This is a genomic window from Micromonospora sp. CPCC 206060, from assembly GCF_036906895.1.
Lineage (GTDB): Bacteria > Actinomycetota > Actinomycetes > Mycobacteriales > Micromonosporaceae > Micromonospora.
This window is the reverse complement of sequence record NZ_JBAKHU010000002.1, coordinates 301,864-326,371: the sequence shown is the minus strand read 5'-3', so window position 1 is coordinate 326,371 and position 24,508 is coordinate 301,864. Positions and strand designations below refer to the sequence as shown.

Genomic DNA, 24,508 nt, shown 5'->3' with positions numbered 1-24,508 from the left:
CGCGCACCCCGACTCCACATCCGGATCGCCGTAACCGCGTAACCCCTGGTCGCGGCCGTCGTTGAGTGAAGTGTCGGCGCGCGAGAGCGCACCGGCGGGAGCGGCCGATGCCCTGTCGGTCGAGGGGTGGCGGCGGGGCATCGTGCATAGAGGGGCCGGGCGTGTGAGGGGTGCGTCCGGCCCCTCCCCCGTGCGCGCTGCGCCGGGGGAGCCGGCCCGACCGGCTCAGCCGCAGCCCGGTCCGGCCATGCCGTAGACCGCCTTGGCCACCCAGCCCGGTCCAGCCGCTCAGCTCACCGGCTGGCCGACGTGCTCCCGGACCCACTCCACGATCGACTGGGTGGTCGCCCCCGGGGTGAAGATCTTCGCCACTCCGAGCCGCTCCAGCTCGGGAATGTCGGCGTCCGGGATGATGCCGCCGCCGAACACCACGATGTCCCGCGCGTCCCGCTCGCCGAGCAGCTCGATGACCCGCCGGAAGAGGGTCATGTGCGCCCCGGAGAGTACGGAGAGGCCGACCGCGTCGGCGTCCTCCTGGATGGCCGCCTCCACGATCTGTTCGGGCGTCTGGTGCAGGCCGGTGTAGATGACCTCCATACCGGCGTCCCGCAGTGCCCGGGCGACCACCTTCGCGCCGCGGTCGTGACCGTCCAGGCCTGGCTTGGCGACGACGATCCGAGTTCGAGAGCTCATCTGCGCAACACCTCTCCAGGGCATCCGCGGGAAAACCTGAACGAACGGTAACCCGGCCGTCCCCGCCCCGGGAATCCGGGCGGCCCTCCGGTCGACCGATGATGACCCGGGATCATCCGGTCGGACACCCCTACCCCTGACGGTTCGTACCGACTTTGGTGACGGACGGCTACTTACGAGCTCATCATGGAAAGGTCACGAAATCTGGCATTCCATGACGCACAGTCGCACATCGCCGCAGCAAACTGGCGCTGCGGCTTGTGACCAGAGTGGCTGTTGGCTACCGTGTGTACGGTTGTCACCAGGTCCACGGCCGGGTGACGACCCGGCCAGCGAGCGTTCACCCGGGGTTCACCGGGGCCGCTCCGGCCGCTCGGTGACCCGACAACGGAGGGTGTGCGTGCGCCAGCGCCTGTCGTCTGAGCCCGATAGATATCGCGGCCGCCGCCGTGTACCCACCCCGCCCCGCAGCCGCTACGCGGCCGTCGTCACCACCGCCTTCGTCGGCGCCGGTCTGGTCGCCCTGGGCGCCAGCGCGATGCCGGACGCCAAGGAGGTCAGCCCCGCCGCCCTGGCCGACCTGGAGCAGGCCTCCGCCGCCAGCCAGGACGCCACCTCGCGGGCTGCGGACGCCGAACGCGCCTCCCGGGCCACCGACCGGGGCGAGGCCGGCACGCTGGTCGCCGAGCCGGACATCTGGCAGCTCCCGCTCCAGGACTACGAGTTCAACACGCCGTACGGCATGAAGTGGGGGAAGCTGCACACCGGCGTCGACCTGGTCGCGCCGGAGGGCACCCCCTACGTCGCCGTCCACGCCGGCAAGGTGACCACAGCCGGCTGGTTCGGCGGCTACGGCTACACCGTCATCGTCCAGCACCCGGACGGCAGCGAGGCGATCTACGGCCACTCGGCCAAGCTCAACGTGAAGGTGGGCCAGGAGGTCAAGGCCGGCGACCAGCTCGGCCTGGTCGGCAACACCGGCCACTCCTACGGAGCACACCTGCACCTGGAGGTACATGTCAACGGGCAGCCGCTGGACCCGATCCCGTGGCTACAGGACCGCGGAGTGGACATCAAGCTCCAGGTGGAGTCAATCTACACCGATGTAGCGGCGTCCTGACCCTGCGTGTCGCCCGATGACCGCCCGACCCCACCGGATCGGGCGGTTTTTTTCGTGCCTGCCGACCTCTGAAGTTCCGTAGGTCACACCAGGTACTGTGCCGGTCATCACACCAGTTCATGATCACTTATTGGTCGGTAACGGATCAAATCCGGACATAGATTGACGCGAGGCTGGTGGACCATCCCCACCGGCCCGCACCCGTACCCTTCGCGCTCCGCCGGCCTGACCACTATTTCCCAGGTCAGTGCCCCTCGAATTGCGAAGGTCCCCCGTTGCAGGAAGACAGCTACACCGCGAACGAGAACCCCACCGACGGCATCGACGTGGTCCGCCACCACCGGCCCGGCCGGTTCCCCGGGCGGGGCCGGTACCTGGTCCTCGGTGCCGTGGCCCTGATCGGTATCGGCGTGGCCGGCGTCTCGGTGGTCACCGCCGGAGCGGACGACGACGCCCCGGAGCCGACCGCCGTGGCCCTCGACGAACAGTCCCGCGCCGAGGCCACCGCCCGCGCCGACCGCGCCGACCGGGAACCCGTCCCCAGCCCCTCGGCGACGGCGACCACCCCGCCGGTACCGGTCAGCCCGGCCCCGCCGGCCACGACGAAGAAGACCCCGGCCACCCGAGCCACCAGCACACCGGCCAAGCCGAAACCCAAGCCGAAGCCCAAGGCCGCCTGGGTGAACCCGATGCCGGCCGGCGATGTCACCTCCTGCTACGGCATGCGGTGGGGCGTCCTGCACGCCGGCATCGACCTGGCCGCTCCGGCCGGCACCACGGTACGCGCCGCCGCCGCCGGGACGGTCGTCAACGCCGGCTGGGACTTCACCGGCTACGGCATTTCGGTGGTCATCGACCACGGCAACGGCTACCTGACGCACTACGCCCACCTCAGCGAGACGGCCGCAGCCGTCGGCGACCGGGTGGCCGCTGGCGAGACGATCGGCTACGAGGGATCCACCGGCGACTCCACCGGGCCGCACCTGCACTTCGAGGTGCACCAGGGGCAGCTCTGGAGCCAGATCGAGCCAGCCGCGTTCATGCGGGCACGTGGGGTCGATCTGGGCTGCTGAGCCGCCGCGAACCGCCACGGAGCCCGGTCGGTCAGCCGGCCGGGCTCCGGCGGAGCAGCGACCGGCTCAACCCGGCCCGACCGGCGTCACCGGCCGGCGGGTGACCGGCGGGTGACGGCCCGGCCAGCGGGTGACGACCGGAGCCGGGGTCAGAGCTTGTCGATCGGCGCGTGCCGCAGGACCAGCCAGAGCTTCTGGTCACCGAAGTCGATCTGGGCCCGCGCGCCCGGCCCGTGCCCCTCGACGGCGAGCACCCGGCCCAATCCGTAACGCTGGTGGTTGACCCGGTCCCCCGCCGACACCTTGGGCGCCTGCGGCAGCTCGCTCGCCGTCCGTAGCCGGCTGCCGTCCACGCCGAGCTGGCGGGCCAGCGCAGCCGCCTTCGGGGTACCGCCGGTGAAGCCACCGCCCCGGGAGACGCCACTGAAGCGCCCCGCCGGTACGCGGTCCTCGGCCCCGCCCCGGCCGCCGACCCCGCCGCCGGTGCCGGACCAGGAGGTGTACGACCCCTCGGTCCGCTCCCAGCGGACCAGTTCCGGCGGCAGCTCCTCCAGGAACCGCGACGGCGGGTTGTACGCGGGCTGCCCCCAGGCCGACCGGGTGACCGCCCGGGAGAGGTAGAGCCGCTGGCGGGCCCGGGTGATGCCGACGTAGGCGAGCCGCCGTTCCTCCTCCAACTCCCGGGTGTCGCCCAGCGACCGCAGGTGCGGGAAGACGCCGTCCTCCAGGCCGGTGAGGAAGACCACCGGGAACTCCAGGCCCTTGGCGGTGTGCAGGGTCATCAGGGTGACCACGCCCTGGTGGTCGGGGTCGTCCACCGGGATCTGGTCGGCGTCGGCGACCAGTGCGACCTGCTCCAGGAAGCCGGCCAGGGTGGCCCGCTCGGACTCCCCGCCCTGCGCCTCGATCCGCTCGGTGTACTCCCGGGCGACGCTGACCAGCTCCTGGAGGTTCTCCACCCGCCCGGCGTCCTGCGGGTCGAGGCTCTCCTCCAGTTCGGCCAGGTAGCCGGAGCGGGTCAGTACCGCCTCCAGTACCTCCTCCGGCGTACCGGTGGCGGCCAGCTCGCGCAGGCCGTCCAGCAGCGCGACGAAGTCACCGATGCCGTTGGCGGCCCGGGTGGAGATGCCCGGGGCGTCCTTCGCCCGGCGCAGCGCCGCACCGAAGGAGATCCGGTCCCGCGCGGCCAGCGCCTCGACGCACGCCTCGGCCCGGTCACCGATACCCCGGCGCGGAGTGTTCAGGATGCGGCGCAGGTTCACCGTGTCGTCGTCGTTGACCACGGCGCGCAGGTAGGCCAGCGCGTCCCGGACCTCCTTGCGCTCGTAGAAGCGCACCCCGCCGACCACCTTGTACGGCAGGCCGACCCGGATGAAGACCTCCTCGAAGACCCGGGACTGGGCGTTGGTCCGGTAGAAGACCGCCACGTCGCCGGGACGGGCCGCCGCGTCGTCGACCAGCCGGTCGATCTCCCGGCCCACCCAGTCGGCCTCGGCGTGCTCGGTGTCGGCGACGTACCCGACGATCTGCTCGCCGGGGCCGGCGTCGCTCCACAGTCGCTTCGGCTTGCGGGAGGTGTTCCGGTCGATGACCGCGTTCGCCGCGTTCAGGATGGTCTGCGTGGAACGGTAGTTCTGCTCCAGCAGGATCGTCCGGGCGTTGGTGAAGTCCCGCTCGAACTCCAGGATGTTGCGGATGGTCGCGCCGCGGAACGCGTAGATCGACTGGTCGGCGTCACCGACCACGCAGAGCTCGGCCGGGTCGATCCCCTCGGTACCCGAGACCAGTTCCTTGATCAGGACGTACTGCGCGTGGTTGGTGTCCTGGTACTCGTCCACCAGGACGTGCCGGAAGCGACGACGGTAGGACTCCGCGACGTGCGGGTGGGACTGGAACAGGTGCACCGTCGTCATGATCAGGTCGTCGAAGTCCAGCGCGTGCGCCTCCCGCAGCCGCCGCTGGTAGAGCGTGTACGCCTCGGCGAGCGCGCGTTCGTTGGGCCCCTTGGCCCGACCGGCGAACTCCTCCGGGTCGATCAGCTCGTTCTTCAGGTTGGAGACCTGGGCGGCCAGTCCGCGCGCCGGGTAGCGCTTCGGGTCCAGGTCCAGCTCCCGGCCCACCAGTTGCATCAGTCGACGGGAGTCGTCGGCGTCGTAGATGGAGAAGGTGGACTTCAGGCCGGCGTGCTCGTGCTCCGCCCGCAGGATGCGTACGCACGCCGAGTGGAAGGTCGACACCCACATCAGCCGGGCCCGGGGCCCGACCAGCGCGGTGACCCGTTCCTTCATCTCGCCGGCGGCCTTGTTGGTGAAGGTGATCGCGATGATCTCCCCGGGGTGCACCCCCCGGGCCGCGAGCAGGTACGCGATCCGGTTGGTGAGCACCCGGGTCTTGCCCGAGCCGGCACCGGCCACGATCAGCAGCGGGGAACCGGCATGGGTCACCGCGTCCCGCTGCGGCCCGTTGAGCCCGGTCAGCAACTGCTGCGGGTCTGGGTGCCCGGCAGGGGGCCGGGACGGCGGATCGGACTGCGGGGACGGCGTGGGCCGGGACGGCGGAAGTTCGAAGAGAGGATGCATCGCACGGCGAGTCTATGCCGCCGGTCGGACATCGCCGCGCATCGCGTACCGTGCCGGACGTCCGCCGACTTCCGGCGGCAACCAACCGGTCACCGTCCAGGGCTGGCGCGTACGGCCCCGGTCCATGACGATGGCCAGGTAATCCCTCCGGATCCTCCCCCGTCATGACTGGGAGCACACATCATGAGTCAACCGCGCTCGCGCGGCTGGGCGGCGCTGCGTCACCTCACGGTGCCCGCCCTCGCGTTGGCTGTCGTCGCCACACTGCCGATCACCTCGCAGTCCGAGCCGGCGCCCGCCATCGACCCAGCGGCGGCCCTGAAGCCAGTCGCCGTCTCCTACGGCACGCCGCTCGGGCGGACCGTCAAGGGCAACTTCCTGAGCTACAACGACTTCCACGGCGCGATCGACCCGCCGGGCGGCAGCGGTGCCACCGTCAACGGCACCCCCGCCGGTGGCGTGGAGTACCTGGCCACCTGGCTGAAGAAGCTGCGCACCGAGGCGGCCGCCGAGGGGCGGAGCACCACCACCGTCGGCGCCGGTGACCTGATCGGGGCCACCCCGTTGGTCAGCGCCGCGTTCCACGACGAGCCGACCATCGAACTGATGGACCAGATCGGACTCCAGATCAGCTCGGTCGGCAACCACGAGTTCGACGAGGGCGTCGACGAGCTCATCCGGCTCAACAAGGGCGGCTGCCACCCGGTCGACGGCTGCCAGGACGGCGACGGCTTCGCCGGTGCGAAGTTCACCTACCTCGCCGCCAACACCATCGACAAGAAGACCGGCCTGCCGATCCTGCCCCCGGTGGACCTGCGCTTCGTCAACGGGGTACCGGTCGGCTTCGTCGGCCTGACCCTGGAGGACACCCCGAGCATCGTCAACCCGGCCGGGATCGCCTCGGTCGAGTTCCGGGACGAGGTGGAGACCGCCAACAAGTGGGGCGGTCTGCTCAAGCTCTTCGGCGTCAAGGCCCTGGTGCTGCTGGTGCACGAGGGCGGCATGCAGTCCGCGCCGCCGACCACCCCGGGGATCTCCGACTGCGCCAACTTCTCCGGCCCGATCGTGCCGATCGTGGCCGGGCTGCGGCCGGAGTTCGGTCTGGTCGTCTCCGGCCACACCCACCGCTTCTACTCCTGCTCGCTGCCGAACTCCTCGGGCGCGCAGAGCGTGGTCACCAGCGCCGGGAACAACGGTCAGCTGATCACCGACATCGACTACACGTTGGACCGGCGGACCGGCCGGTTCGCCGAGATCAGCGCCCGCAACGTGATCGTGGAGAACGGCGTCCGCAACGCCGACGGCACCTGGCAGCAGAGCGGCGGCGCCTTCGTCCGCAACCCCGACCTGGTGGACCCGGGCGCGAAGGCGCTGGCCGACAAGTACCGGACGGCCGTCGCGCCGATCGCCAACCGGGTCGTCGGGCGGATCAGCGCGGACATCGTCCGGGACGCCCGGCCCAACGGGGAGAGTCCGCTCGGTGACGTGATCGCCGACGCGCAGCTCGCCTACACCAAGGCCGCCGGGGCGCAGATCGCCCTGATGAACCCGGGCGGCGTCCGGGCCTCCCTGTCGTACTCGGCCTCGACCGGAGGCGAGGCGCCCGGTGAGGTGACCTACGGCGAGAGCTTCACGGTCCAGCCGTTCAACAACCTGGTGGTCACCCAGACCTTCACCGGTGCCCAGCTCAAGGACGTGCTGGAGCAGCAGTTCGTCGGCTTCAACGGGCAGACCACCCAGCGGATCCTCCAGGTCTCCGCGGGCTTCGCCTACTCGTACGACAGCACCGCGCCGGCCGGCTCCCGGGTCAGCGGCATCACCCTGAACGGCGCGCCGATCGACCCGGCCGTCAGCTACCGGGTCACCACCAACGACTTCCTGGCCAACGGTGGTGACGGCTTCACGACCCTGAAGGCCGGTACCGGCCGGACCACCGCGCCCGGCTTCGACGTCGACGCGCTGGTGAGCTACCTGGGCGCCGGCGAGCCGGTCGGCCCGGGCCCGGCCAACCGGATCACCAAGCTCGGCTGAGGTGTAAGGAAGGGCCCCTTCCTATACCGAATGCGATAAGAAGGGGCCCTTCCCAACCGCAGTGGCTTGCGCTGGCCGACCCGGCTGGGCATACTCGACCACGTGATCGGGCAGCACTTCTACTTTTACTACGGCACCGGGAGTCCGGCAGCCGTGGGTCACGCCTGATCGATCAGACCTACGAGAAAGCCCCGGGCTCCTGGAGCCCGGGGCTTTCTCGCGCTTCGGGCATCAGCGGTACCGGGCTCCGAACCGACGAGGAGTACCCGATGATGACTGACGTGAAAGAGACCAGCGGAAAGCCGACGGCCGAGAGCGCCGCGGACGTGGCACCGGGTGGTGATGCCGCCCCGGCGAACGCCGGCACGGATGCCCCGGAGGCGGCGGCACGGATCGTTGCGACCCGGGAGCGGATCGACGAGATCGACGGTCAGCTGATCGAACTCTGGCAGGAGCGGGCCCGGCTGTCGCAGCAGATCGGCGCGACCCGTCTCGCCTCCGGGGGCACCCGGCTCGTGCTGTCCCGGGAGCGTGAGATCCTCGAACGCTTCCGGGAGGCGCTGGGCGCGGACGGTACCCAGCTCGGGCTGCTCATCCTGCGGGCCGGTCGCGGCCCGTTGTGACCACGCGGGGCTCAGGGCGCCCGGCAATAGAACTGGCGGGGCGCCCTATTGCCGGGCGCCCTTACCGCTTGCCGGCCCGGGAGGCCGGCAAGCGGTACGACGCCTCACGCCTCGTGGGTGACCACGATCTCGCGCTTCTCCGCGAAGTGGCACGCGCTCGGGTGGTCCGAGCCGGGCCGGACCTCCAGCACGGGCGGCTCGACGGCGCAGACGTCCTGCGCCTTCCAGCAGCGGGTACGGAACCGGCAGCCCGACGGCGGGTCGACCGGCGAGGGTACGTCACCGGTGAGCCGGATGATCGCCTTCTGCTCCCGCACCTTCGGGTCCGGCACCGGCACCGCCGAGAGCAAGGCCTGGGTGTACGGGTGGGTCGGTCGCTCGTAGATCTCGTCCTCGGTACCGATCTCCACGATCTTCCCGAGGTACATCACCGCGACCCGCTCGGAGAGGTGGCGCACCACCGACAGGTCGTGCGCGATGAAGACGTACGACAGTCCGAACTCGCCCTGTAGCTGCTCCAGCAGGTTCATCACCTGGGCCTGGATGGAGACGTCCAGCGCGGAGACCGGCTCGTCGCAGACGATGATCTCCGGGCGCAGCGCCAGCGCCCGGGCGATGCCGATGCGCTGCCGCTGACCGCCGGAGAACTGGTGCGGGTACCGGTTGATGTGCTCCGGGTTGAGCCCGACCAGTTCCAGCAGCTCCTGGACCTTGCCCCGCCGGCTCGCCTTCGGCGCCACCTCCGGGTGGATGTCGAACGGCTCGCCGATCAGGTCACCGACCGTCATCCGCGGGTTCAGCGAGGTGTACGGGTCCTGCATGACCAGCTGGATCTGCCGGCGCAGCCGACGCAGCTCGCCGCCATTGAGCCGGGCGATGTCCTGGCCCTTGTAGAGGACGCTGCCGGCGGTCGGCTTCTCCAGGTTCATCAGGACCCGGGCGAGCGTCGACTTGCCACAGCCGGACTCGCCGACCACGCCGAGGGTTTCGCCCTGCCGCAGCTCGAACGACACCCCGTCGACGGCCTTGACCTGCCCGATCGTCTTCTTGAAGACGATCCCGCGGGTCACCGGGTAGTGCTTGACCAGATCCCGCACCTCGAGGATGTTCTCAGTCACGGTTCACGACCTCCTCGGCGAAGTGGCAGGCGCTGGCCCGGGTGCCGCCGAGTTGCAGCAGCGGGGGCACCTTCTCCCGGCACACCGGCTGCACCATGGGGCAGCGCGGGTGGAACGGGCAGCCGGACGGGATGTTCAGCAGGCTCGGCGGAAGTCCCTTGATCGTCCGCAGTTGCTGGCCCTTCTCGTCGATCCGGGGGATCGAGTTGAGCAGGCCCAGCGTGTACGGGTGACCGGGCTTCGCGTACAGCTCGTGCACGTCCGCCTCTTCGACGATCCGGCCGGCGTACATGACCGCGATCCGGTCCGCCACGTCCGCCACGACGCCGAGGTCGTGCGTGATGAGGATGAGGCCCATCTGCCGTTCCCGCTGCAACTCCGCGAGCAGGTCCATGATCTGGGCCTGCACCGTGACGTCCAAGGCGGTGGTCGGCTCGTCGGCGATCAGCACCTCGGGGTCGAGCGCCAGCGACATGGCGATCATCGCGCGCTGGCGCATACCACCGGAGAACTGGTGCGGGTACGCGTTGAACCGGCCCTTGGCGTTCGGGATCTTCACCAGGTCGAGCATCTCGATGCTGCGCTTCTTGGCGTCGGCGCGGCTCATGCCGCGCCGGATCCGGAACTGTTCGGCGACCTGGAACCCGACGGTGAAGACCGGGTTCAGCGCGGAGAGCGCGTCCTGGAAGATCATGGCGATACCCTCGCCCCGGATCCGGCGCCGCTCCTCGGCGGACATCTTGAGCATGTCCTTGCCGTGGAACCGCACCTGACCGCCGGTGACGAAGCCGGGCGGGGTGTCGAGAATACCCATGATCGTCTGGGCGGTGACGCTCTTACCGGAGCCGGACTCGCCGAGCACGGCGAGGGTCTCCCCCGCGTCGACGTGATAGGTCACCCCGTTGATGACCTTGGCGACCCCGTCCCGGGTGCGGAACTCCACCCGGAGGTCGTCGACCTCCAGCAGCCGGCCGGAAGGGCGTCCTGAGCCGTCGGCACCGGGTTCGGACCGCTCGGACACGAGAATGTCGGACACAGGGACTCCTACCGCAGTTTCGGGTCGAGTGCTTCGCGCACTGCCTCGCCGAGCATCACGAAAGCGAGCACCGCGATGACAAGGAACGTGGCCGGGAAGAAGAGCAGGAACGGCGACACCCGGACCCAGTCACGCGTTTCACTGATCATGACGCCCCAGGAGACCACCGGCGACTGGAGGCCGACGCCGAGGAAGGACAGCGTCGCCTCGGCGCCGATGAACGAGCCGACCAGGATCGTCGAGTAGACCAGCAGCGGGGCCAGGGTGTTGGGCAGCAGGTGCTTCAGGATGATCCGGCCGGAGCCGGCCCCGAGCGCCCGGGCGGCCATGATGTAGTCCGCCTGCTTGGTGGCGAGTACCGAGGACCGCATGATCCGCATGGAGACCGGCCAGCCGAGGACGATCAGCGAGAACAACACCAGCGAGACGATCTTCATGTAGCTGTTGCCCGAACCCGGCTTGTTGAACGTCGTCAGGATGACGATCGCGCCGAGCACGAACGGCAGACCGAAGAAGACATCCGCGATCCGGGAGAGCAGCGCGTCGACCCAGCTACCCCAGAACCCGGCGAGGATACCGATCGCTCCACCGATCAGAACGGTACCGAGGGTCGCCAGCACGGCCACCAGGATCGAGGCCCGCGCACCGTGGATCACCCGGGCGTAGACGTCCCGGCCCTGCACGTCGTAACCGAACCAGGCGTCACCGGACGGCTCGACCCGGCTCCGGGCCAGATCGCCCTGGGTCGGATCCACCGAGGTGAACAGTGACGGGAACGCCGCCATCACCAGGAAGAGCAGGATGATCGTGGCGGAGATCCAGAACAGCGGCTTGCGGCGCAGGTCGATCCAGGCGTCGCCGAGCAGGCCGCGCGGCTGGTCACGCTTCGCGTTGGCGGGCAGGCCGGAATCGGGCGGCGCGGTGCCCCCGGCGACGGTAGGCTGCTCGGCGGGAGGGGTGGTCGCCATCGATCCGACAGTGGGGTCACTCATAACGGATCCTCGGGTCCAGGGCAGCGTAGAGCAGGTCGATCAGCAGGTTCATCAGGAGATACACCAGGACCAGGATCACCACGATGGAGACCACCGTCGCGCCCTCCTTGGTGATGATCGCCCGGAAGACCTCTCGGCCGATGCCATTGATGTTGAAGATGCCCTCGGTGACGACCGAGCCACCCATGAGCGCGCCCAGGTCGGTACCGAGGAACGTGATCACCGGGATCATCGAGTTGCGGAGCAGGTGCACCCCGACGACCCGACGCATCGGCAGGCCCTTCGCGATCGCGGTCCGGACGTAGTCGGCACGGCGGTTCTCCGCGATGCTGGTACGGGACAGCCGGGCGATGTAGGCCATCGACGTACTACCCAGTACGAACCCGGGGACCAGCAGTTCGGAGAAGGCCACGTCGCCCGAGACGGTCACCGGGGCGATGCCCCACTTGACGCCGAGCAGCCACTGGAGCACGAAGCCCGTGACGAAGGTCGGCAGCGCGATCAGGAACAGCGTGGAGACCAGGACGAGGTTGTCCAGGAACCCGTTGCGCTTCAGACCGGTGAGCACACCGGCGGTCAGCCCGATCAGGGCCTCGACGGCGAGCGCGACCAGCGCGAGCTTGAGCGTGTTCGGGTACGCGTTGGATACGATCTCGTTGATCGACCGACCGCCGAAGGTCTGGCCGAAGTCCCCCTGCAGCAGGTTCTTCATGTAGCTGCCGTACTGCACGAAGATGTTCTGGTCGAGCTTGTACTTGTCGGTCATGAAGTCGACGTAGGCGTCCGGGCAACGCCGGTCGCCGCACTTGCCGGCGAACGGGTCGCCGGGCACCGCCCAGACCAGTACGAAGATGAAGAAGGTGGTCCCGATGAACACGGGGATCAGCTGGAGAAGCCGTCTCAACAAGTAACGGCCCATGGGTCGTCCTCCAAGTAGGACGCGTCGGACGCCCGACACGAGTGGCGATACGGCGACGGGGACGCGGTGGTTCGCGTCCCGGGCGTGTGACCGGCCCGGGGCGGGCCCACCTTTGTCGGGTGGACCCGCCCCGGGTCGAGTCGCCTTACTTCAGCTCGACCGACTCCAGGTCGATTTCACCCTTGACGGTGAGCTCCGGCTTCTTGATCTTGTCGGAGAAGCCCGACTGCTGACCGTAGAAGTAGATCGGGATCGACGGGACGTCCTTGTCCACCAGGGCAACAGCCTCGGTGAACTTGGCGTGCGCCGCGTCGACGGTCGGCGCCGAGGTGGCCTCCTTGTACAGGCGGTCCACCTCCGGGTTGCTGTACGAACCGTCGTTGGAGGAACCACCGGTGACGTACAGCGGGCCGACCCAGTTCTCCACGTCCGGGTAGTCCTGCGACCACGCGGCGCGGTACGGGCCCTTCATCTGCTTCGCGTTGATCTGCTGACGGAAGACCGCGAAGGTCGGAACGCCCTCGGCGCGAGCCTCGATGCCCAGGGTGTTCTTCACGCTCTGCGCGACGGCCTCCATCCACTCCTTGTGGCTGGCGTCCGCGTTGTAGTAGAAGACCATCTCGCCCTGGAAGCCACCGGCCTTGGCGAGCAGCGCCTTGGCCTCCTCCGGGTTGTACGCACAGGAGGTGCAGTTGCCCGGCTTGGCGCCCGGGGTCAGCGGGTTGGCCCAGCTGTCGGCCGGCTTGCGGGAGCCCGAGAAGATCTTGTCCGAGATGCTCTGCCGGTCGACGGCCAGCGAGACCGCCCGACGCAGGTCGGCGCTGGCGAACCGCTTGTCGTAGAACGGGAACGCGATCAGCGCGGTGGACGAGATCGGCACGTCGATGTAGCGGTCGGACAGGTCGGTCTTGTACTTCGCAGCGGCCAGGGCCGAGGTCGGCACCTGCTGCTGGAAGTCGAGGTTGCCGGCCTGCAGGTCGTTGTAGGCGGCACCGGCGTCCTGGTACAGCTTGACCGTGACGTCCTTGATCTTGCCCTTGTCACCCGCAGTGTAGTCGTCGTTGCGGGTGAGCTTGATCTCGACGTTGTCCTGCCACGAGACGAACTTCCACGGGCCGTTACCGATCGGCTTCTTGCCGAAGGCGTCGACGCCCTGGCTGAAGAAGGCGTCCGGCATCGGGTAGAAGGCGCTGTAGCCGAGCTTGGTCTGGAAGATCGAGAACGGCGCCCCGAGGGTGACCTCGAAGGTGTGCTCGTCGACGACCTTCAGGCCGGACATCTCCTTGGCCTTCGGCTCCGGAGCCTTCTTCGGGCCGTCGTCGTCCGGGTCGACCGACTGGACGTCCTCGAAGCCCTGGATGTCGCTGAAGAAGCTGGAGTTCTGCGCGCCGTTCGGCGAGTAGGCGCTCCAGTTCCAGGCCTTGACGAAGTTCTCGGCCTTCACCTCGGTACCGTCGTGGAACTTGGTACCCTTCTTGATCTTGATGGTGTAGACCTTCGAGTCCTTGGTGTCGATGGACTCGGCAACGGCGAGCTTCGGGTTGGCACCCTGCTCGTTCGGGTACTCGACCAGACCCGTCCACAGGTAGTCGATGATCGCGCCACCACCGGTCTCGGTGGTGTTGGCCGGAACGAGACCAACCTCGGGCTGGCTGCCATCGATGACGATGGCGCCGTCCGTCTTGGCGGCGCTGTCGTCGCCGCCGTCTCCGCTCCCACAGCCTGCTGCGACGAGCGCGACAGCCGCGCCAAGCGCGACTGCGCTCGCACGCTTCGAGACTCTCATTCCGGGGCCTCCTCTTTCCTTACCTGGGTTCGTTCGTGGGTTTCACGCACGTAGGGGTGACGCCAGCCGACAGCCTGCTCGTCGCTGGCTGCCGGAAAGCTACCGCAGAGTATCGGGACACCCCAGATGCACCGATGATCCGCCGGGCTACCGTCACACGCCCGCTCGACACTGAGCAGGCCCCACGTCCACGCACAGCCGATCAGGATGCCATGGTCGTCGGGCCCGACTGAGTGCCTCACCGGCGGTGAGGTGCTTGCCACTGTGACACCGAGCGGCCCATTGCGTGAAGGTGCCGTTATCAAGCCGTTAGTTGCCTGCTGCGCCGCCGATACTTGAACGAAGATCATTTTTTACCCGGAAACGACCATTCTGACCAGCGGTTTCGCCCTCTGAGCTGCTCAGGTGGGTGACGCGTAGGCTCGGCGGCTGTGAGCTTCCCCGCCTCCGCACCGGTGCTGACCGACGTCCGACGTGCACTCGCCGTGTTCGCCCATCCGGACGATGTCGACTTCGGCTGCGCGGCCACAATTGCCACCTGGGTGGACGAGGGTATCGAGGTCGCCTACCTCCTCGTCACCTACGGCGAGGCCGGCGGCTTCGACGACACGCCGCGCGACGCCATACCACGGCTACGGGAGGCCGAGCAACGGGCCGCTGCGGCGGCAGTGGGAGTCGAGCGGGTGGACTTTCTGACCGGTTACGCCGACGGGACACTGACCCCGGGTCTCGGTCTCCGTCGGGACATCACCGCCGCGATCCGCCGGTTCCGCCCCGACCGGGTACTCACCACCTCACCACTGCGACGCTGGGAGCAACTGGTCGGCCCCGGCCACCCGGACCACCTCGCCGTGGGTGAGGCCACCACCTGCGCGGTCTACCCCGACTCGCGCAACCGGTACGCCTTCCCGGAACTGCTCGACGAGGGACTCGAACCCTGGGTGGTCCGGGAGATCTGGTACTCCGCCGGACCGGCACCGGACCACGCGGTGGACGTGACCGACCGGCTGGCCACCAAGATCGCAGCGATGCGTGCGCACCACTCGCAGACCGCGCACCTCGACGTACCCGCCTGGGTGCGGGAGCAGTTGAGCCGTACCGCCCGGGAGACCGGACTACCGGACGGGCGGCTGGCCGAGGCGTACACCGTGCTGCGTACCGGCTGACCCGCCCGGGTCGTCGGCACGCAGCGACCGGGCGCCCGACCCGGGTCCGTGCTCAGACCAGCCGGCGGTCCGCCGCCCAGCGGGACAGCTCGTACCGGTTGGACATCTGGAGCTTGCGCAGCACGTTCGACACGTGCGTCTCCACCGTCTTGATGGAGATGTACAGCTCCCGGGCGATCTCCTTGTAGGCGTAGCCCCGGGCCAGCAGCCGGAGCACCTCCCGCTCCCGGTTGGTGAGCTGGTCCAGCTCGGGGTCGGCAACCGGCACGTCCGGCCGGGCCGCGAACGCGTCCAGCACGAACCCGGCCAGCCGGGGACTGAACACGGCGTCCCCCTCGGCCACCCGACGGATCGCGTCGGTCAGCTCGTCCGGGGAGATGGTCTTGGTGACGTACCCCCGGGCACCACCCCGGATCAGGCCGATCACGTCCTCGGCCGCGTCGGAGACGCTCAACGCCAGGAACCGCACCTCGGGGTGGGTACGCCGCAGCGCGTCGAGCACCGCCCGCCCACCGCCCTCCGGCATGTGCACGTCGAGCAGCACCACGTCGGGCATGGTGGCGGGGATCCGGACGACCGCCTCGGCCACCGTGCTGGCCTCACCGACCACGTCGACGTGTGCGCCCAGCTCGGCGCGGACGCCGGCCCGGAACATCGCGTGGTCGTCGACCAGGAACACCCGCAGCCGGCTGGGCGGGGCGGTGCTCTCGACCGGTCCTGTCGACTGATCGGCCATTGCTATCGGTCCCTCTCCGCTGTGCTGCTCTCCCGGGTCATCGGCAGCATGAGCCGTACCTCGGTGCCGTCGCCGGGCGTCGAGCGGATCTCCGCCCGGCCGCCGTGCCGCTTCATCCGGCCGATGATGGACCCGCGTACCCCGTGCCGCTGGTCCCCTACGGTAGCCGGATCGAAGCCCGCCCCCCGGTCCCGGACGAAGACGCTGATCTGCTCCGGCTCGACCTCGGCGTAGAGCGACACCGTCTGCACCTTCGCGTGCCGCGCGGCGTTGACCAGGGCCTCCCGGGCTGCGGCGACCAGCGCGCCGACCCGCTCGTCGGTCTCCCGGTCGCCGACCACCACCGTCTCCACGGTGATCGCGAAGGTGTCCTCGACCTCGGCGGCGGCCTGCTCCAACGCGGCAGCGAACCGTTCGGCCGGGGAGGCGGTGGGCTTGTAGAGCCAGTTGCGCAACGAACGCTCCTGCCCCCGGGCCAGCCGCTGCACGGTCTTGACATCGGTGGCGTTGCGTTGGATCAGGGCGAGCGTGTGCAGTACCTGGTCGTGCACCATGGCGGCCAGCTCCGCGCGTTCCTGCTCCCGGATCCGTCCCTCCCGCTCGGCGCGGAGCTGGGTGAGCGTCCGCCAGAGCACCGGCGCGGCCACCACACCCACCCCGGCCAACCCCACCAGGGCGAAGGTCACTCCGCTGAGCACGGTGTCCAGGTCCTGCCGGGAGTACACGGCGACGATCCCGATGATGCCGACCGCCACCAGCACCCCGCCGCCGATGAACCGCAGCACGAAGGCGCGGCGGTCGCTCTCCTCGACCACCGCGGCGAGCCACGGCACCGGCATGTTCTCGCCCCACTGCTGGCGGCGTTCCGGTGCGGACTGGTGCCAGATCACCCCGGCACCGACCGCGATGATCGCGACCAGCCAGCCGGCCGTGGCGGTGGCGCCGGACGAGTTGAACACCATCATCTGGATCAGCAGCACGCCGAACCCGATCACGACGAACGGCAGGAGTTGCGCGACGTCCCGGCGCGGTGGCTCGTCCCCGCCGGGCCGCAACGGCACCACCGCCCAGAAGGCCGCGTAGAGCAGCAGCCCAAGCCCGTTGAAGCCGAGCAGCAGGACGAACGCGATCCGGACCCGCACCACGGGGATGCCGAGGTGTTCGGCGATACCGGCGGCCACACCCGCCGCCAACCGGTGCCCACGGGCCCGGTACAGACGAGGTGACGCAGGTGCGGTGCTGATGGAAACCCCCTCGGAGGTGTAGCCGCCGGTCGGACGTCGCGCACAGCGGAGGGCGCTGGTCGGCGCCATTCGATCGTCACACGCCCGGAGCCGGCCGGACCATGGGGACGTCCCTGAAGATTGCCGGCCCAGGATCTCAGGGTGGGGTCAGGGTCGGCGCCTGAGGCCGGCCGGCCGTCGGACCAGCAGGATCACAGGTATGACCGACGAAGCTGCCGGCTCCCCGCCACCGGCACCGGCCCAGACCGGCGGGGCCCACCCGCCACCACCACCGGGCATGGCACCGCCCGCCTCCCCCGGGCCGCCCGGGTACGGCCCGGGTACCGTGCCACCGGGCGCCGCCGGGTTCACCTCGCGGTACGGCCTGGTCCGGCCACGCGACGGCCGATACCTCGCCGGGGTCTGCGCCGCGATCGGCCGGGCCACCAACACCGACCCGGTGCTCTGGCGGGTCGTGCTCGCCGTACTCGGCTTCTTCGGCGGTATCGGCATCCTGGTCTACGTCGCGGCCTGGCTGATCATCCCGGGTGAGGGCGACACCGCGTCCCCGGTGGAGTCGATGCTCGGCCGGGGCCGGTCGAGCATGTCCCCGGTCACCGTGATCGTGCTGAGCATCCTGGTCGCGATCAGCTTCGGTTTCATCGTCACCGACGCCTTCCGGGCCGTACTGCTCGGCGCGGCCATCCTGATCGGCGGCGCGCTGCTGCTCAACCGGGACGGCCGGGGAGCCGGCCTCCCGCCGGCGGCACCGGCCGGCGGACCGCCGTTCCCACCCCGGGCCGGCGACCCGACCGTCCCGGTACCGACGACCGGGCAGCCGTACCCCGGCCCGGTGCCACCGGTCAGCTACCCGGCGCCGATGCCCGGGCCACCGGTCCCACCGGTCCCTGGTCCGCAGCCGCCCGTGCTCGGCCCACTGCCGCCGACGATGAACCCGCTGCCGATGGTCGGCCCGGTGCCGTCGACGGCTCCGGTCAGCGGTTACCGGCCGCCGTTCGCGCCGCACGGGCCGTACGCCGCTCCCCCGCCGTCGCCGCAGCCGCCGGTTGCTCCACCGGTACGACCGGTGAAGCCGCCCCGGGAGCGGTCCCCGCTCGGTGCCGCCACCTTCTCGATGATCTTCGTGGCGCTCGGGGTGGTGACCCTGCTCGACCTGGCCGACGTGGTCGACGCCCACCCGTCGGCGTACTTCGCCGCCGCCCTGGCAACCATCGGCGCCGGGCTGCTCGTCGGCACCTGGTTCGGCCGGGCCCGCTGGCTGATCGCGCTCGGCCTGGTGGCCTCCGCCGCACTCGGGGTCGCCACCGTCACCGAGTCCTACGACCGGGTACGCGGCATCGCGGGTGACGTCACCTGGGCACCCACCGGGCACTCCGAACTCGCCGACCGGTACGAGAACAACTTCGGCGACGCGGTACTGGACCTGCGCGGGGTGACCTTCCCCGACGAGGTGACCCAGGTGACCGTGGCGGTGTCGTTCGGGCACACCGAGGTGGTGGTGCCGCCGAACGTCGACGTGACCACGATCGCCGAGGTGAGCGCGGGCGAGGCGACGGTCTTCGGCCGGCGGATGAGCGGTGTCGAGGCACGGCAGCGGGAGAGCACCGACCTGGGACCGGACGGGCCGGGCGGCGGCAAGCTCCGCCTCTACGTCAACGTCAACGCTGGTGACCTGGAGGTGACCCGGTGAAGGCCCACCGTACCGACGGGGTGTCCCTCTTCTTCGGCCTGCTCTTCCTGACCCTCGCCGTCTGGTGGCTGCTCGCCCAACTGCTCGACCTGGCCCTGCCGGCGATCGGCTGGTTCCTGGCCGGGGGGTTGATCCTGGTCGGTCTGTTCGGTCTGCTCGGCGCGTTGCGGTCCGGCCGGCACGCACCCGGCGCCGACCGGCCGGTGACCGCACCGCCGGGCCCGGCCGGGCCCACCTCCGGCGCGCCGGTGCCGACCGGCCCGACCTCCGCACCGCCGGCCCGGGAGACGGGCGCAGCCGGATACGACCCGGTGGAACCGGTCACCGCGCCCCCGGCGCCCGGTGAGCGGTGACTGGGAGCGGCCGGCAACCGGGCGGCCCCGCCAGTCCTGTTGCCGGACGCTCCCAGTGATCGGTGCAGTCCGGTTTTCCCGCCGCATATGCTGGCCGGTGGAGGCTTCCGCCTCCGCCGGCCCGGTCCCGGTCGTCCGGTTCCGGCCACGGCGTCCGATACACCGGCGCCTTCGCCGCGGCGTCGCCGCGCGTGTCCCGTACTGACCTCGCGAGGAGCCCGTCCGAGATGACCCAGTCCCCCGCCGTGCGTGCCGCCGGGAGCTCCGGCCCGGTCCGTGTCGGCGAGCGCGCCGCCCGTACCCTTGCCGCCGAACTGGCCCGGCACCACGACCCGAAGAACGCCCTGCTAATCGGCGGCGACCCTGCTTCGGCCGTACTCGCCGCCGCAATCGACGCGCTGCTGCCGGGTGACCTGCTCACCGTGGTGCCCACCGACCGGACGACGGCCGGCGCCCTGCGCGAGCACGTCACCGCCCAGGGCCGGTGGGTCGCCGACCGGGTACGCGTCGTCGACTCCCTGGCCGAGGCGGATCCGGCCGCCGTGGTGATCGCCGCCGAGCCGCTCACCGGTACCCCCGACGAGACCCGGGCGCTCCTGGACGGCTGGGCGAAGTACCTCACCGACGGCGCGGTGCTGAGCGTCGCGGTGCCGGCCGCGCCCGGGCGGACCGGGGGTGCCACTGCGGAACTGGACCGGCAGGCTGTCCTCTTCGGGGTCGGCTCCGACCTGGTACTGCGCAACCAGCCTCCGGTACGGGTGCACCGGCTGCGGCTGACGCCCGCTGCGGCCGGCGCGGCCGAGCGGCTGGCCCCGGCCTACCGCCCGTCCAGCGTCCCGTTGACCCGGACCATGCACATCGACTCGAACGGGGTCGCCGCCGCCGGCATCACCCTCGGTCTGGCCGCGCTGGCCCGGATCGCCCGGCCGAAGTCCCGGCTGTGGCTGCTGCCGGCGCTCGCCGCCGCGCCGGTGGCCGCGTTCTTCCGGGACCCGCAGCGCGACATCCCGGAGGATCCCTCGGCCGTGGTGGCCGCCGCCGACGGTCAGGTCCTCTCGGTGCAGCGGCTGCACGACGAACGCTTCGGTGACGGCGAGTTCCTGCGGATCGCGGTCTTCCTCTCGGTGCTGGACGTGCACGTCAACCGGGCACCGGTGGCGGGCAAGGTGGTCGACTACTTCGTCGCCGACGGTGGTTTCGTCAACGCGATGAAGCCGGACGCCGAGCACAACGTGGCGGCGTACACGGTGCTGGACACCACGCACGGCACCGTGGTGGTGGCCCAGCGGACCGGGCTGATCGCGCGCCGGATCGTGCAGCGGGCGCCGGTCGGTTCGCTGCTGGCCAGGGGGGAGCGCTTCGGGCTGATCCGGTTCGGTTCCCGGACGGACGTCTACCTGCCGGCCGACGCCGCCGATCCGCTGGTGGGTCCGGGCGACAAGGTGGTCGGTGGCTCCTCGGTGATCGCCCGCTGGCGCTGACCCCGCCGCGGTCGTCCGGATACGGCGAAGGGGCACCCCTGGGGGTGCCCCTTTCTCCGGAGTCGGGCGGTCAGGCTACGGCGCGCTGACGCAGCCAGAGCAGCGGGCCGCTGACCAGGTATCCCACCACGATCAGGCCGAAGGTGAGCCGGATGTCCACCAGCGCGCCGACCACCGGGACCAGCCACAGCCACGGCGGCAGCTTGATCAGCCGGGCGAGCTTGGCGTACGGGAAGCTGGAGACCATCGCGAAGGCGAGCAGCCCCACCCCGGCGATCTGCACGAGGCCCGGTACCGGCAGGCCGATCACCACCGCGAGGGCGAGTACCGCCGCGGCCATGGTGGTGGGTACCCCGCAGAAGAAGCGGCCGTCCTTCGGGGAGACGTTGAACCGGGCGAGCCGGACGGCGGCGCAGGCCGCGACGAGGGCGCAGGCCACTGCGGCGGCGGCCGGCGGGACCGAGCCGGCGAGCGAGGCGTAGACCACGACCGGGGCGGCCAGACCGAAGGAACACATGTCGGCCAGCGAGTCCATCTGGGCACCGAACGGACTCGCCACCCCGAATTTCCGCGCCAGCGCCCCGTCCAGCCCGTCGAAGACGACGCAGGCGATCAGGCAGAAGGCGGCGGTCCGGACGTCGCCCTGCATGGCGAGGAAGATCGCGAGCATGCCGAGCATGATGCTGGCCAGGGTGCAGCCGTTGACCAGGGCGAACTTCGCTCGCCGGGCCGCCGTACGCTCGCCGGGGAGCAGCGGGATGGCCATCCCGGGCTCATCGTCGACGGCGGCGGACGGCCCGAGCGCGGGACTGACCGGGGCGACGGCGTCGATCTCGGACCGGTCGTAGTGGTCGAGGCGGCGGGTCCGCCGGAAGTCGGAGTGCCGGGGCTCGGACAGGGGAGCCACGTCGGTCACGCCGTGTGTGTCAGCGTCGCGACGCCCCACCCGCACCAGCAGGACCTGGCGGGCGAACGTGCTGCCGCGGCGCAACTGCCCCGCCCAGCGACGCCCTGCGGGGCGCGGACTGTCAGTGGTACGACGCCGGCGCCAGGGGGCTCTCGGCACGTTTCCTCCATCACCGGATCGGCTGGACCGCCTGCTGGCGGCTGTCCGGCTGTCTCATGCCGGACCGCTTGCTGGCCCGGCAGCCGTTTTGCGGAGTAACACCATCGCACAGTCAGGTAGGGATTGGCGATAGCTGCCGGTCGAACCTTCTACTACAAACCGCGCGAAGCGCTCAGATATTCCCATCCGGCGCACTACATTCTCAAATCGGCACTGGGCCGACCTTTCATTTTACGGGAAAGTGCCATCCGCAGCAGTGCCACAGTGAGCTATAGGCCGATATAGCCGGCAAACCGGGCAGTGACCTCGGTCAACGAAAGAGACCGCAGCGCCGCTGTCGGAAACCAGGCGGCCCCCGCTGTGGAGCCTCCGACAGCCTCGGTGACCCGGGGCTCGGTGGGCACCTCCACCACCACCCGGTACACCACGCGCACCCCGTGCCAGTCCAGCGGACGACCCTCCGGCCCCCTGGCCGCCGGATTGTGCAGGCTGTCCACGCCGACCAGGTCGGTCACCCGACCGAGCTGGCCGGTCTCCTCGACCAGTTCCCGCAGCAGGGCGGTGGCCGGCTGCTCGCCGTGGTCGGTACCCCCACCGGGCAGATGCCACAGACCGGCACCCGGGTAGCCGTCGGCGATCATCACGAGCAGGACCCGGCCGGCCGGGTCGGTGGCGAGACCGTACGCCGCGAACCGCTGCCGCCGGTCCACCTCCGGTGCCCGGGACGGTCGCCGCTTCGGCACCGGCGTCGGCAACGGGGTGACCGGCAGGCCCAGCAGTTCTGCGGTGAACGGCATCAGGGGTAGGTCAGGCGCCCCCGCGTCCACCCAGGCGAGCCGGTCGGTGCTGCCGGCAGATTCGGTGCGCAGCTCGCCGGAGACCGGTACCACGTCGTAGATGACCAGGTCGACGTGCACCGCGACACCGGCCATGACCTCGGCGTCGGCGTCGGCGTCGGCATCGGCGTCGGCGTCGGCGTCGGCGTCGGCGTCGGCATATCGGAACACGTCGGCGACCGCCGCCCGCAGCCCGGTCACCCGCACGGTCAACCCGGTCTCCTCGGCGAACTCGCGTACCACGGCGTCGGTCGGATGCTCGGCGTGCCGTAGCCCGCCGCCAGGGATCTGCCAGATCCCCGGGAACGGCGTGCTCGCCGCCGCCCGCACCAGCAGCACCTGGTCACCGTCCCGGCACAGCCCGTACGCCCCGATCCGCCGCCGTTGCTCCACCCGCCGCCCCCGTCAACCGTTCCGCCGACCACTCCGCCAACCATCCGCGTCGATCATGAGGTTAGCGGTTGAGTTGATCACGTTACACACCGCCAATCCGGCGATCAACGGGGAGTGATGGGGGCCGGTGTGCGGAATGGTCAGGTCAGGCGGGCGGCGCGTACCGCCTCGGCGGTGACCTCGGTGAGCCGGTCGGCGGGGAGTACCCGCAGCTCGTCGCGGGCGAACCAGCGCGCCTCGCAGGTGGACCCGCCCACGTCGCCGACCACGCAGGGGGCCGGCGAGTCGACCAGCACCCGGTAGAAGGCGCGTACCCCGTGCCAGTCGATCGGGTAGCCCTCGGGGCCGAGCGAGGCGGCGTCCCGGTGGCTGGCCACCCCGAGCAGCTCGACGAGCCGGCCACGCTGCCCGGTCTCCTCGACCAGTTCCCGGATCAGCGCCTCGCCGGGCTGTTCGCCGAAGTCCGTACCGCCGCCTGGCAGGTGCCAGCAGCCGGCACCGGGATAGCCGTCGGCGACCCGGGTCAGCAGCACCCGGCCGGCCGGGTCGGTGGCCACCGCGTACGCGGCGAAGCGCTGGGCCCGGTGCAGCCCGTCCGGCCCCGGCACCGCGTGGAACGAGGGGACGTCGGGGGTCTCGTCCGGGGGCAGATCCACCGGACCCGGCGGCAGACCGAGCGCGCGGGCGGTGAACGGGCGCAACGGCAGGGTCCGCGCCTCGGCCAGGGTGCACCAGCGGGCCAGGTCGGTCGGCTGCCCGACCCGGTCGATCAGCCGGCCACCCCGGACCACCACCTGGTAGATCAGCCGGTCGGTGTGGATGGCGATGCCCCGCTCGGGCAGGGCCCGCAGGTCGGCGAGGACATCGCGCAACCCGGTGACCGAGACGGAGAGCCCGGTCTCGGCGGCCGTCTCCCGGACCACCGTGTGGTTCGGGTCCTCACCGTGGTCCACCGCCCCACCGGGCAGCGACCAGATCCCGGGGGTGCCGGACCGGTCGGAGGCCCGGACCAGGAGGAACCGTCCGGTGGAGTCAGCACAAACTGCATATGCCGCGATCCTGCGGAGCGGCGCCAACGTGGTGGTCACAGGTCGAAATTCTCACCCTGTCCGGTTACCGCAATCGAAGTTAGTCAGATTCCTGACACTTATCTCGCGGATCAGGGGCAGGTCAGGGTAGCGATCCGGGCGGTCACCGAGGTCGACACAGTCATCGGCGGGGATCGTTGAGCCATGACCTACACCGCACCCACCCAGCCGCCGTACCGCCAACTCCGCCGACCCACCTCGGACCGCATGGTCGCCGGGGTGGCCAGCGGCCTCGGCCGCTACTTCGACGTCGATCCGACCCTGGTCCGGGTGATCCTCGCCGTGGCCACCATCCTCACCGGCGGCGTCGCGCTGCTGACGTACCCGGTGATGTGGTTCCTGATGCCCGAGGAGTCGCCCGGCGCCCCGCCGTGGCCCGGCGCGACGGGCACCGCGCCGCAGCCGGGCGCGACGGGCGCCCCGGTCTGGCCGGGCGCGACGGGCGCCGCGCCGACCCGACCGGACGCGACCGGCGGCTGAAGGAC

At 70.6% G+C, this 24,508-nt stretch carries 21 protein-coding genes; 9 read left to right on the top strand and 12 right to left on the bottom strand.

Features of this window, described 5'->3' with window-relative positions; genetic code table 11:
- Nucleotides 1-288: 288 nt before the first annotated feature.
- On the bottom strand, nucleotides 289-693 hold the full coding sequence (locus V6U90_RS03895) for a cobalamin B12-binding domain-containing protein (protein WP_334431135.1): 405 nt from the start codon (nucleotides 691-693) through the stop codon (nucleotides 289-291).
- Nucleotides 694-1,093: 400 nt separating this feature from the next.
- Between V6U90_RS03895 and V6U90_RS03890 the strand changes: the two genes are divergently transcribed.
- Nucleotides 1,094-1,813 carry a M23 family metallopeptidase gene (locus tag V6U90_RS03890; RefSeq protein ID WP_334431134.1) on the top strand — a complete coding sequence of 240 codons (720 nt, stop codon included), beginning with the start codon at nucleotides 1,094-1,096 and terminating at the stop codon, nucleotides 1,811-1,813.
- A 275-nt stretch (nucleotides 1,814-2,088) separates the two neighbouring features.
- A complete protein-coding gene (locus tag V6U90_RS03885; RefSeq protein WP_442933516.1) occupies nucleotides 2,089-2,886 on the top strand; it encodes a M23 family metallopeptidase in 798 nt (265 codons plus the stop codon).
- Between the two features lie 149 nt (nucleotides 2,887-3,035).
- Here V6U90_RS03885 and pcrA read toward each other — a convergent pair whose 3' ends face one another.
- Nucleotides 3,036-5,465 (bottom strand): DNA helicase PcrA, encoded by a 2,430-nt coding sequence (pcrA, locus tag V6U90_RS03880; protein ID WP_334431133.1) that lies wholly within the window; start codon nucleotides 5,463-5,465, stop codon nucleotides 3,036-3,038.
- A 183-nt stretch (nucleotides 5,466-5,648) separates the two neighbouring features.
- Here pcrA and V6U90_RS03875 point away from each other — a divergent pair, with 183 nt between their 5' ends.
- Both V6U90_RS03875 and V6U90_RS03870 read left to right on the top strand, forming a co-directional pair.
- Nucleotides 5,649-7,496 carry a bifunctional metallophosphatase/5'-nucleotidase gene (locus V6U90_RS03875; protein ID WP_334431132.1) on the top strand — a complete coding sequence of 616 codons (1,848 nt, stop codon included), beginning with the start codon at nucleotides 5,649-5,651 and terminating at the stop codon, nucleotides 7,494-7,496.
- Nucleotides 7,497-7,765: 269 nt separating this feature from the next.
- Nucleotides 7,766-8,119, top strand: a complete 354-nt coding sequence (locus V6U90_RS03870; protein ID WP_334431131.1) for a chorismate mutase — start codon at nucleotides 7,766-7,768, stop codon at nucleotides 8,117-8,119.
- A gap of 104 nt (nucleotides 8,120-8,223) precedes the next feature.
- On the opposite strand, the gene V6U90_RS03865 is transcribed toward V6U90_RS03870, so the two are convergent.
- The 5 genes from V6U90_RS03865 to V6U90_RS03845 all read right to left on the bottom strand — a co-directional run bounded on the left by V6U90_RS03865 (nucleotide 8,224) and on the right by V6U90_RS03845 (nucleotide 13,970).
- A complete protein-coding gene (locus tag V6U90_RS03865; RefSeq protein ID WP_334431130.1) occupies nucleotides 8,224-9,237 on the bottom strand; it encodes an ABC transporter ATP-binding protein in 1,014 nt (337 codons plus the stop codon).
- A complete protein-coding gene (locus tag V6U90_RS03860) occupies nucleotides 9,230-10,258 on the bottom strand; it encodes an ABC transporter ATP-binding protein (protein ID WP_334431189.1) in 1,029 nt (342 codons plus the stop codon). Before V6U90_RS03860 ends, V6U90_RS03865 begins: the two co-directional genes overlap by 8 nt.
- A 23-nt stretch (nucleotides 10,259-10,281) precedes the next feature.
- Nucleotides 10,282-11,265 carry an ABC transporter permease gene (locus V6U90_RS03855; RefSeq protein ID WP_334431129.1) on the bottom strand — a complete coding sequence of 328 codons (984 nt, stop codon included), beginning with the start codon at nucleotides 11,263-11,265 and terminating at the stop codon, nucleotides 10,282-10,284.
- On the bottom strand, nucleotides 11,258-12,184 hold the full coding sequence (locus tag V6U90_RS03850) for an ABC transporter permease (protein WP_334431128.1): 927 nt from the start codon (nucleotides 12,182-12,184) through the stop codon (nucleotides 11,258-11,260). The genes V6U90_RS03855 and V6U90_RS03850 overlap by 8 nt, the downstream gene beginning before the upstream one ends.
- A 145-nt stretch (nucleotides 12,185-12,329) precedes the next feature.
- Nucleotides 12,330-13,970 carry a peptide ABC transporter substrate-binding protein gene (locus tag V6U90_RS03845; RefSeq protein ID WP_334431127.1) on the bottom strand — a complete coding sequence of 547 codons (1,641 nt, stop codon included), beginning with the start codon at nucleotides 13,968-13,970 and terminating at the stop codon, nucleotides 12,330-12,332.
- A 431-nt stretch (nucleotides 13,971-14,401) separates the two neighbouring features.
- Here V6U90_RS03845 and V6U90_RS03840 point away from each other — a divergent pair, with 431 nt between their 5' ends.
- Nucleotides 14,402-15,136, top strand: a complete 735-nt coding sequence (locus V6U90_RS03840) for a PIG-L deacetylase family protein (RefSeq protein ID WP_334431126.1) — start codon at nucleotides 14,402-14,404, stop codon at nucleotides 15,134-15,136.
- Between the two features lie 52 nt (nucleotides 15,137-15,188).
- Here V6U90_RS03840 and V6U90_RS03835 read toward each other — a convergent pair whose 3' ends face one another.
- Together V6U90_RS03835 and V6U90_RS03830 are read right to left on the bottom strand one after the other, a co-directional pair.
- Nucleotides 15,189-15,872, bottom strand: coding sequence for a response regulator transcription factor (locus tag V6U90_RS03835; protein WP_334431125.1), 684 nt, complete (start codon nucleotides 15,870-15,872; stop codon nucleotides 15,189-15,191).
- A 2-nt stretch (nucleotides 15,873-15,874) separates the two neighbouring features.
- On the bottom strand, nucleotides 15,875-17,185 hold the full coding sequence (locus V6U90_RS03830; protein ID WP_334431124.1) for an ATP-binding protein: 1,311 nt from the start codon (nucleotides 17,183-17,185) through the stop codon (nucleotides 15,875-15,877).
- A 130-nt stretch (nucleotides 17,186-17,315) separates the two neighbouring features.
- Here V6U90_RS03830 and V6U90_RS03825 point away from each other — a divergent pair, with 130 nt between their 5' ends.
- The 3 genes from V6U90_RS03825 to V6U90_RS03815 all read left to right on the top strand — a co-directional run bounded on the left by V6U90_RS03825 (nucleotide 17,316) and on the right by V6U90_RS03815 (nucleotide 20,640).
- Complete coding sequence (locus tag V6U90_RS03825) at nucleotides 17,316-18,806, top strand: PspC domain-containing protein (protein ID WP_334431123.1); 1,491 nt, start codon at nucleotides 17,316-17,318, stop codon at nucleotides 18,804-18,806.
- On the top strand, nucleotides 18,803-19,159 hold the full coding sequence (locus V6U90_RS33895) for a hypothetical protein (RefSeq protein ID WP_442933515.1): 357 nt from the start codon (nucleotides 18,803-18,805) through the stop codon (nucleotides 19,157-19,159). The genes V6U90_RS03825 and V6U90_RS33895 overlap by 4 nt, the downstream gene beginning before the upstream one ends.
- 227 nt (nucleotides 19,160-19,386) lie before the next feature.
- Complete coding sequence (locus tag V6U90_RS03815; RefSeq protein ID WP_334431122.1) at nucleotides 19,387-20,640, top strand: phosphatidylserine decarboxylase; 1,254 nt, start codon at nucleotides 19,387-19,389, stop codon at nucleotides 20,638-20,640.
- Nucleotides 20,641-20,710: 70 nt separating this feature from the next.
- On the opposite strand, the gene V6U90_RS03810 is transcribed toward V6U90_RS03815, so the two are convergent.
- The 3 genes from V6U90_RS03810 to V6U90_RS03800 all read right to left on the bottom strand — a co-directional run bounded on the left by V6U90_RS03810 (nucleotide 20,711) and on the right by V6U90_RS03800 (nucleotide 24,023).
- Nucleotides 20,711-21,631 (bottom strand): CDP-alcohol phosphatidyltransferase family protein, encoded by a 921-nt coding sequence (locus V6U90_RS03810; RefSeq protein WP_334431188.1) that lies wholly within the window; start codon nucleotides 21,629-21,631, stop codon nucleotides 20,711-20,713.
- Between the two features lie 344 nt (nucleotides 21,632-21,975).
- On the bottom strand, nucleotides 21,976-22,935 hold the full coding sequence (locus V6U90_RS03805) for an NUDIX domain-containing protein (RefSeq protein WP_334431121.1): 960 nt from the start codon (nucleotides 22,933-22,935) through the stop codon (nucleotides 21,976-21,978).
- A gap of 140 nt (nucleotides 22,936-23,075) precedes the next feature.
- Nucleotides 23,076-24,023: an NUDIX domain-containing protein gene (locus V6U90_RS03800; protein ID WP_334431120.1), complete on the bottom strand. Its 948-nt coding sequence runs from the start codon at nucleotides 24,021-24,023 to the stop codon at nucleotides 23,076-23,078.
- Between the two features lie 144 nt (nucleotides 24,024-24,167).
- Between V6U90_RS03800 and V6U90_RS03795 the strand changes: the two genes are divergently transcribed.
- Entirely contained in the window at nucleotides 24,168-24,503 is a 336-nt protein-coding gene (locus tag V6U90_RS03795) for a PspC domain-containing protein (protein ID WP_334431119.1), read from the top strand.
- The last annotated feature ends 5 nt before the right edge of the window (nucleotides 24,504-24,508 follow it).

Excerpts from the sequence above, each read along its gene's own strand:
- V6U90_RS03895 (WP_334431135.1), bottom strand. The coding sequence starts at position 693 with ATGAGCTCTCGAACTCGGATCGTCGTCGCCAAGCCAGGCCTGGACGGT.
- pcrA (WP_334431133.1), bottom strand. The coding sequence starts at position 5,465 with ATGCATCCTCTCTTCGAACTTCCGCCGTCCCGGCCCACGCCGTCCCCG.
- V6U90_RS03875 (WP_334431132.1), top strand. The coding sequence starts at position 5,649 with ATGAGTCAACCGCGCTCGCGCGGCTGGGCGGCGCTGCGTCACCTCACG.
- V6U90_RS03870 (WP_334431131.1), top strand. The coding sequence starts at position 7,766 with ATGATGACTGACGTGAAAGAGACCAGCGGAAAGCCGACGGCCGAGAGC.
- V6U90_RS03855 (WP_334431129.1), bottom strand. The coding sequence starts at position 11,265 with ATGAGTGACCCCACTGTCGGATCGATGGCGACCACCCCTCCCGCCGAG.
- V6U90_RS03850 (WP_334431128.1), bottom strand. The coding sequence starts at position 12,184 with ATGGGCCGTTACTTGTTGAGACGGCTTCTCCAGCTGATCCCCGTGTTC.
- V6U90_RS03845 (WP_334431127.1), bottom strand. The coding sequence starts at position 13,970 with ATGAGAGTCTCGAAGCGTGCGAGCGCAGTCGCGCTTGGCGCGGCTGTC.
- V6U90_RS03835 (WP_334431125.1), bottom strand. The coding sequence starts at position 15,872 with ATGGCCGATCAGTCGACAGGACCGGTCGAGAGCACCGCCCCGCCCAGC.
- V6U90_RS03830 (WP_334431124.1), bottom strand. The coding sequence starts at position 17,185 with ATGGCGCCGACCAGCGCCCTCCGCTGTGCGCGACGTCCGACCGGCGGC.
- V6U90_RS03825 (WP_334431123.1), top strand. The coding sequence starts at position 17,316 with ATGACCGACGAAGCTGCCGGCTCCCCGCCACCGGCACCGGCCCAGACC.
- V6U90_RS03815 (WP_334431122.1), top strand. The coding sequence starts at position 19,387 with ATGACCCAGTCCCCCGCCGTGCGTGCCGCCGGGAGCTCCGGCCCGGTC.
- V6U90_RS03795 (WP_334431119.1), top strand. The coding sequence starts at position 24,168 with ATGACCTACACCGCACCCACCCAGCCGCCGTACCGCCAACTCCGCCGA.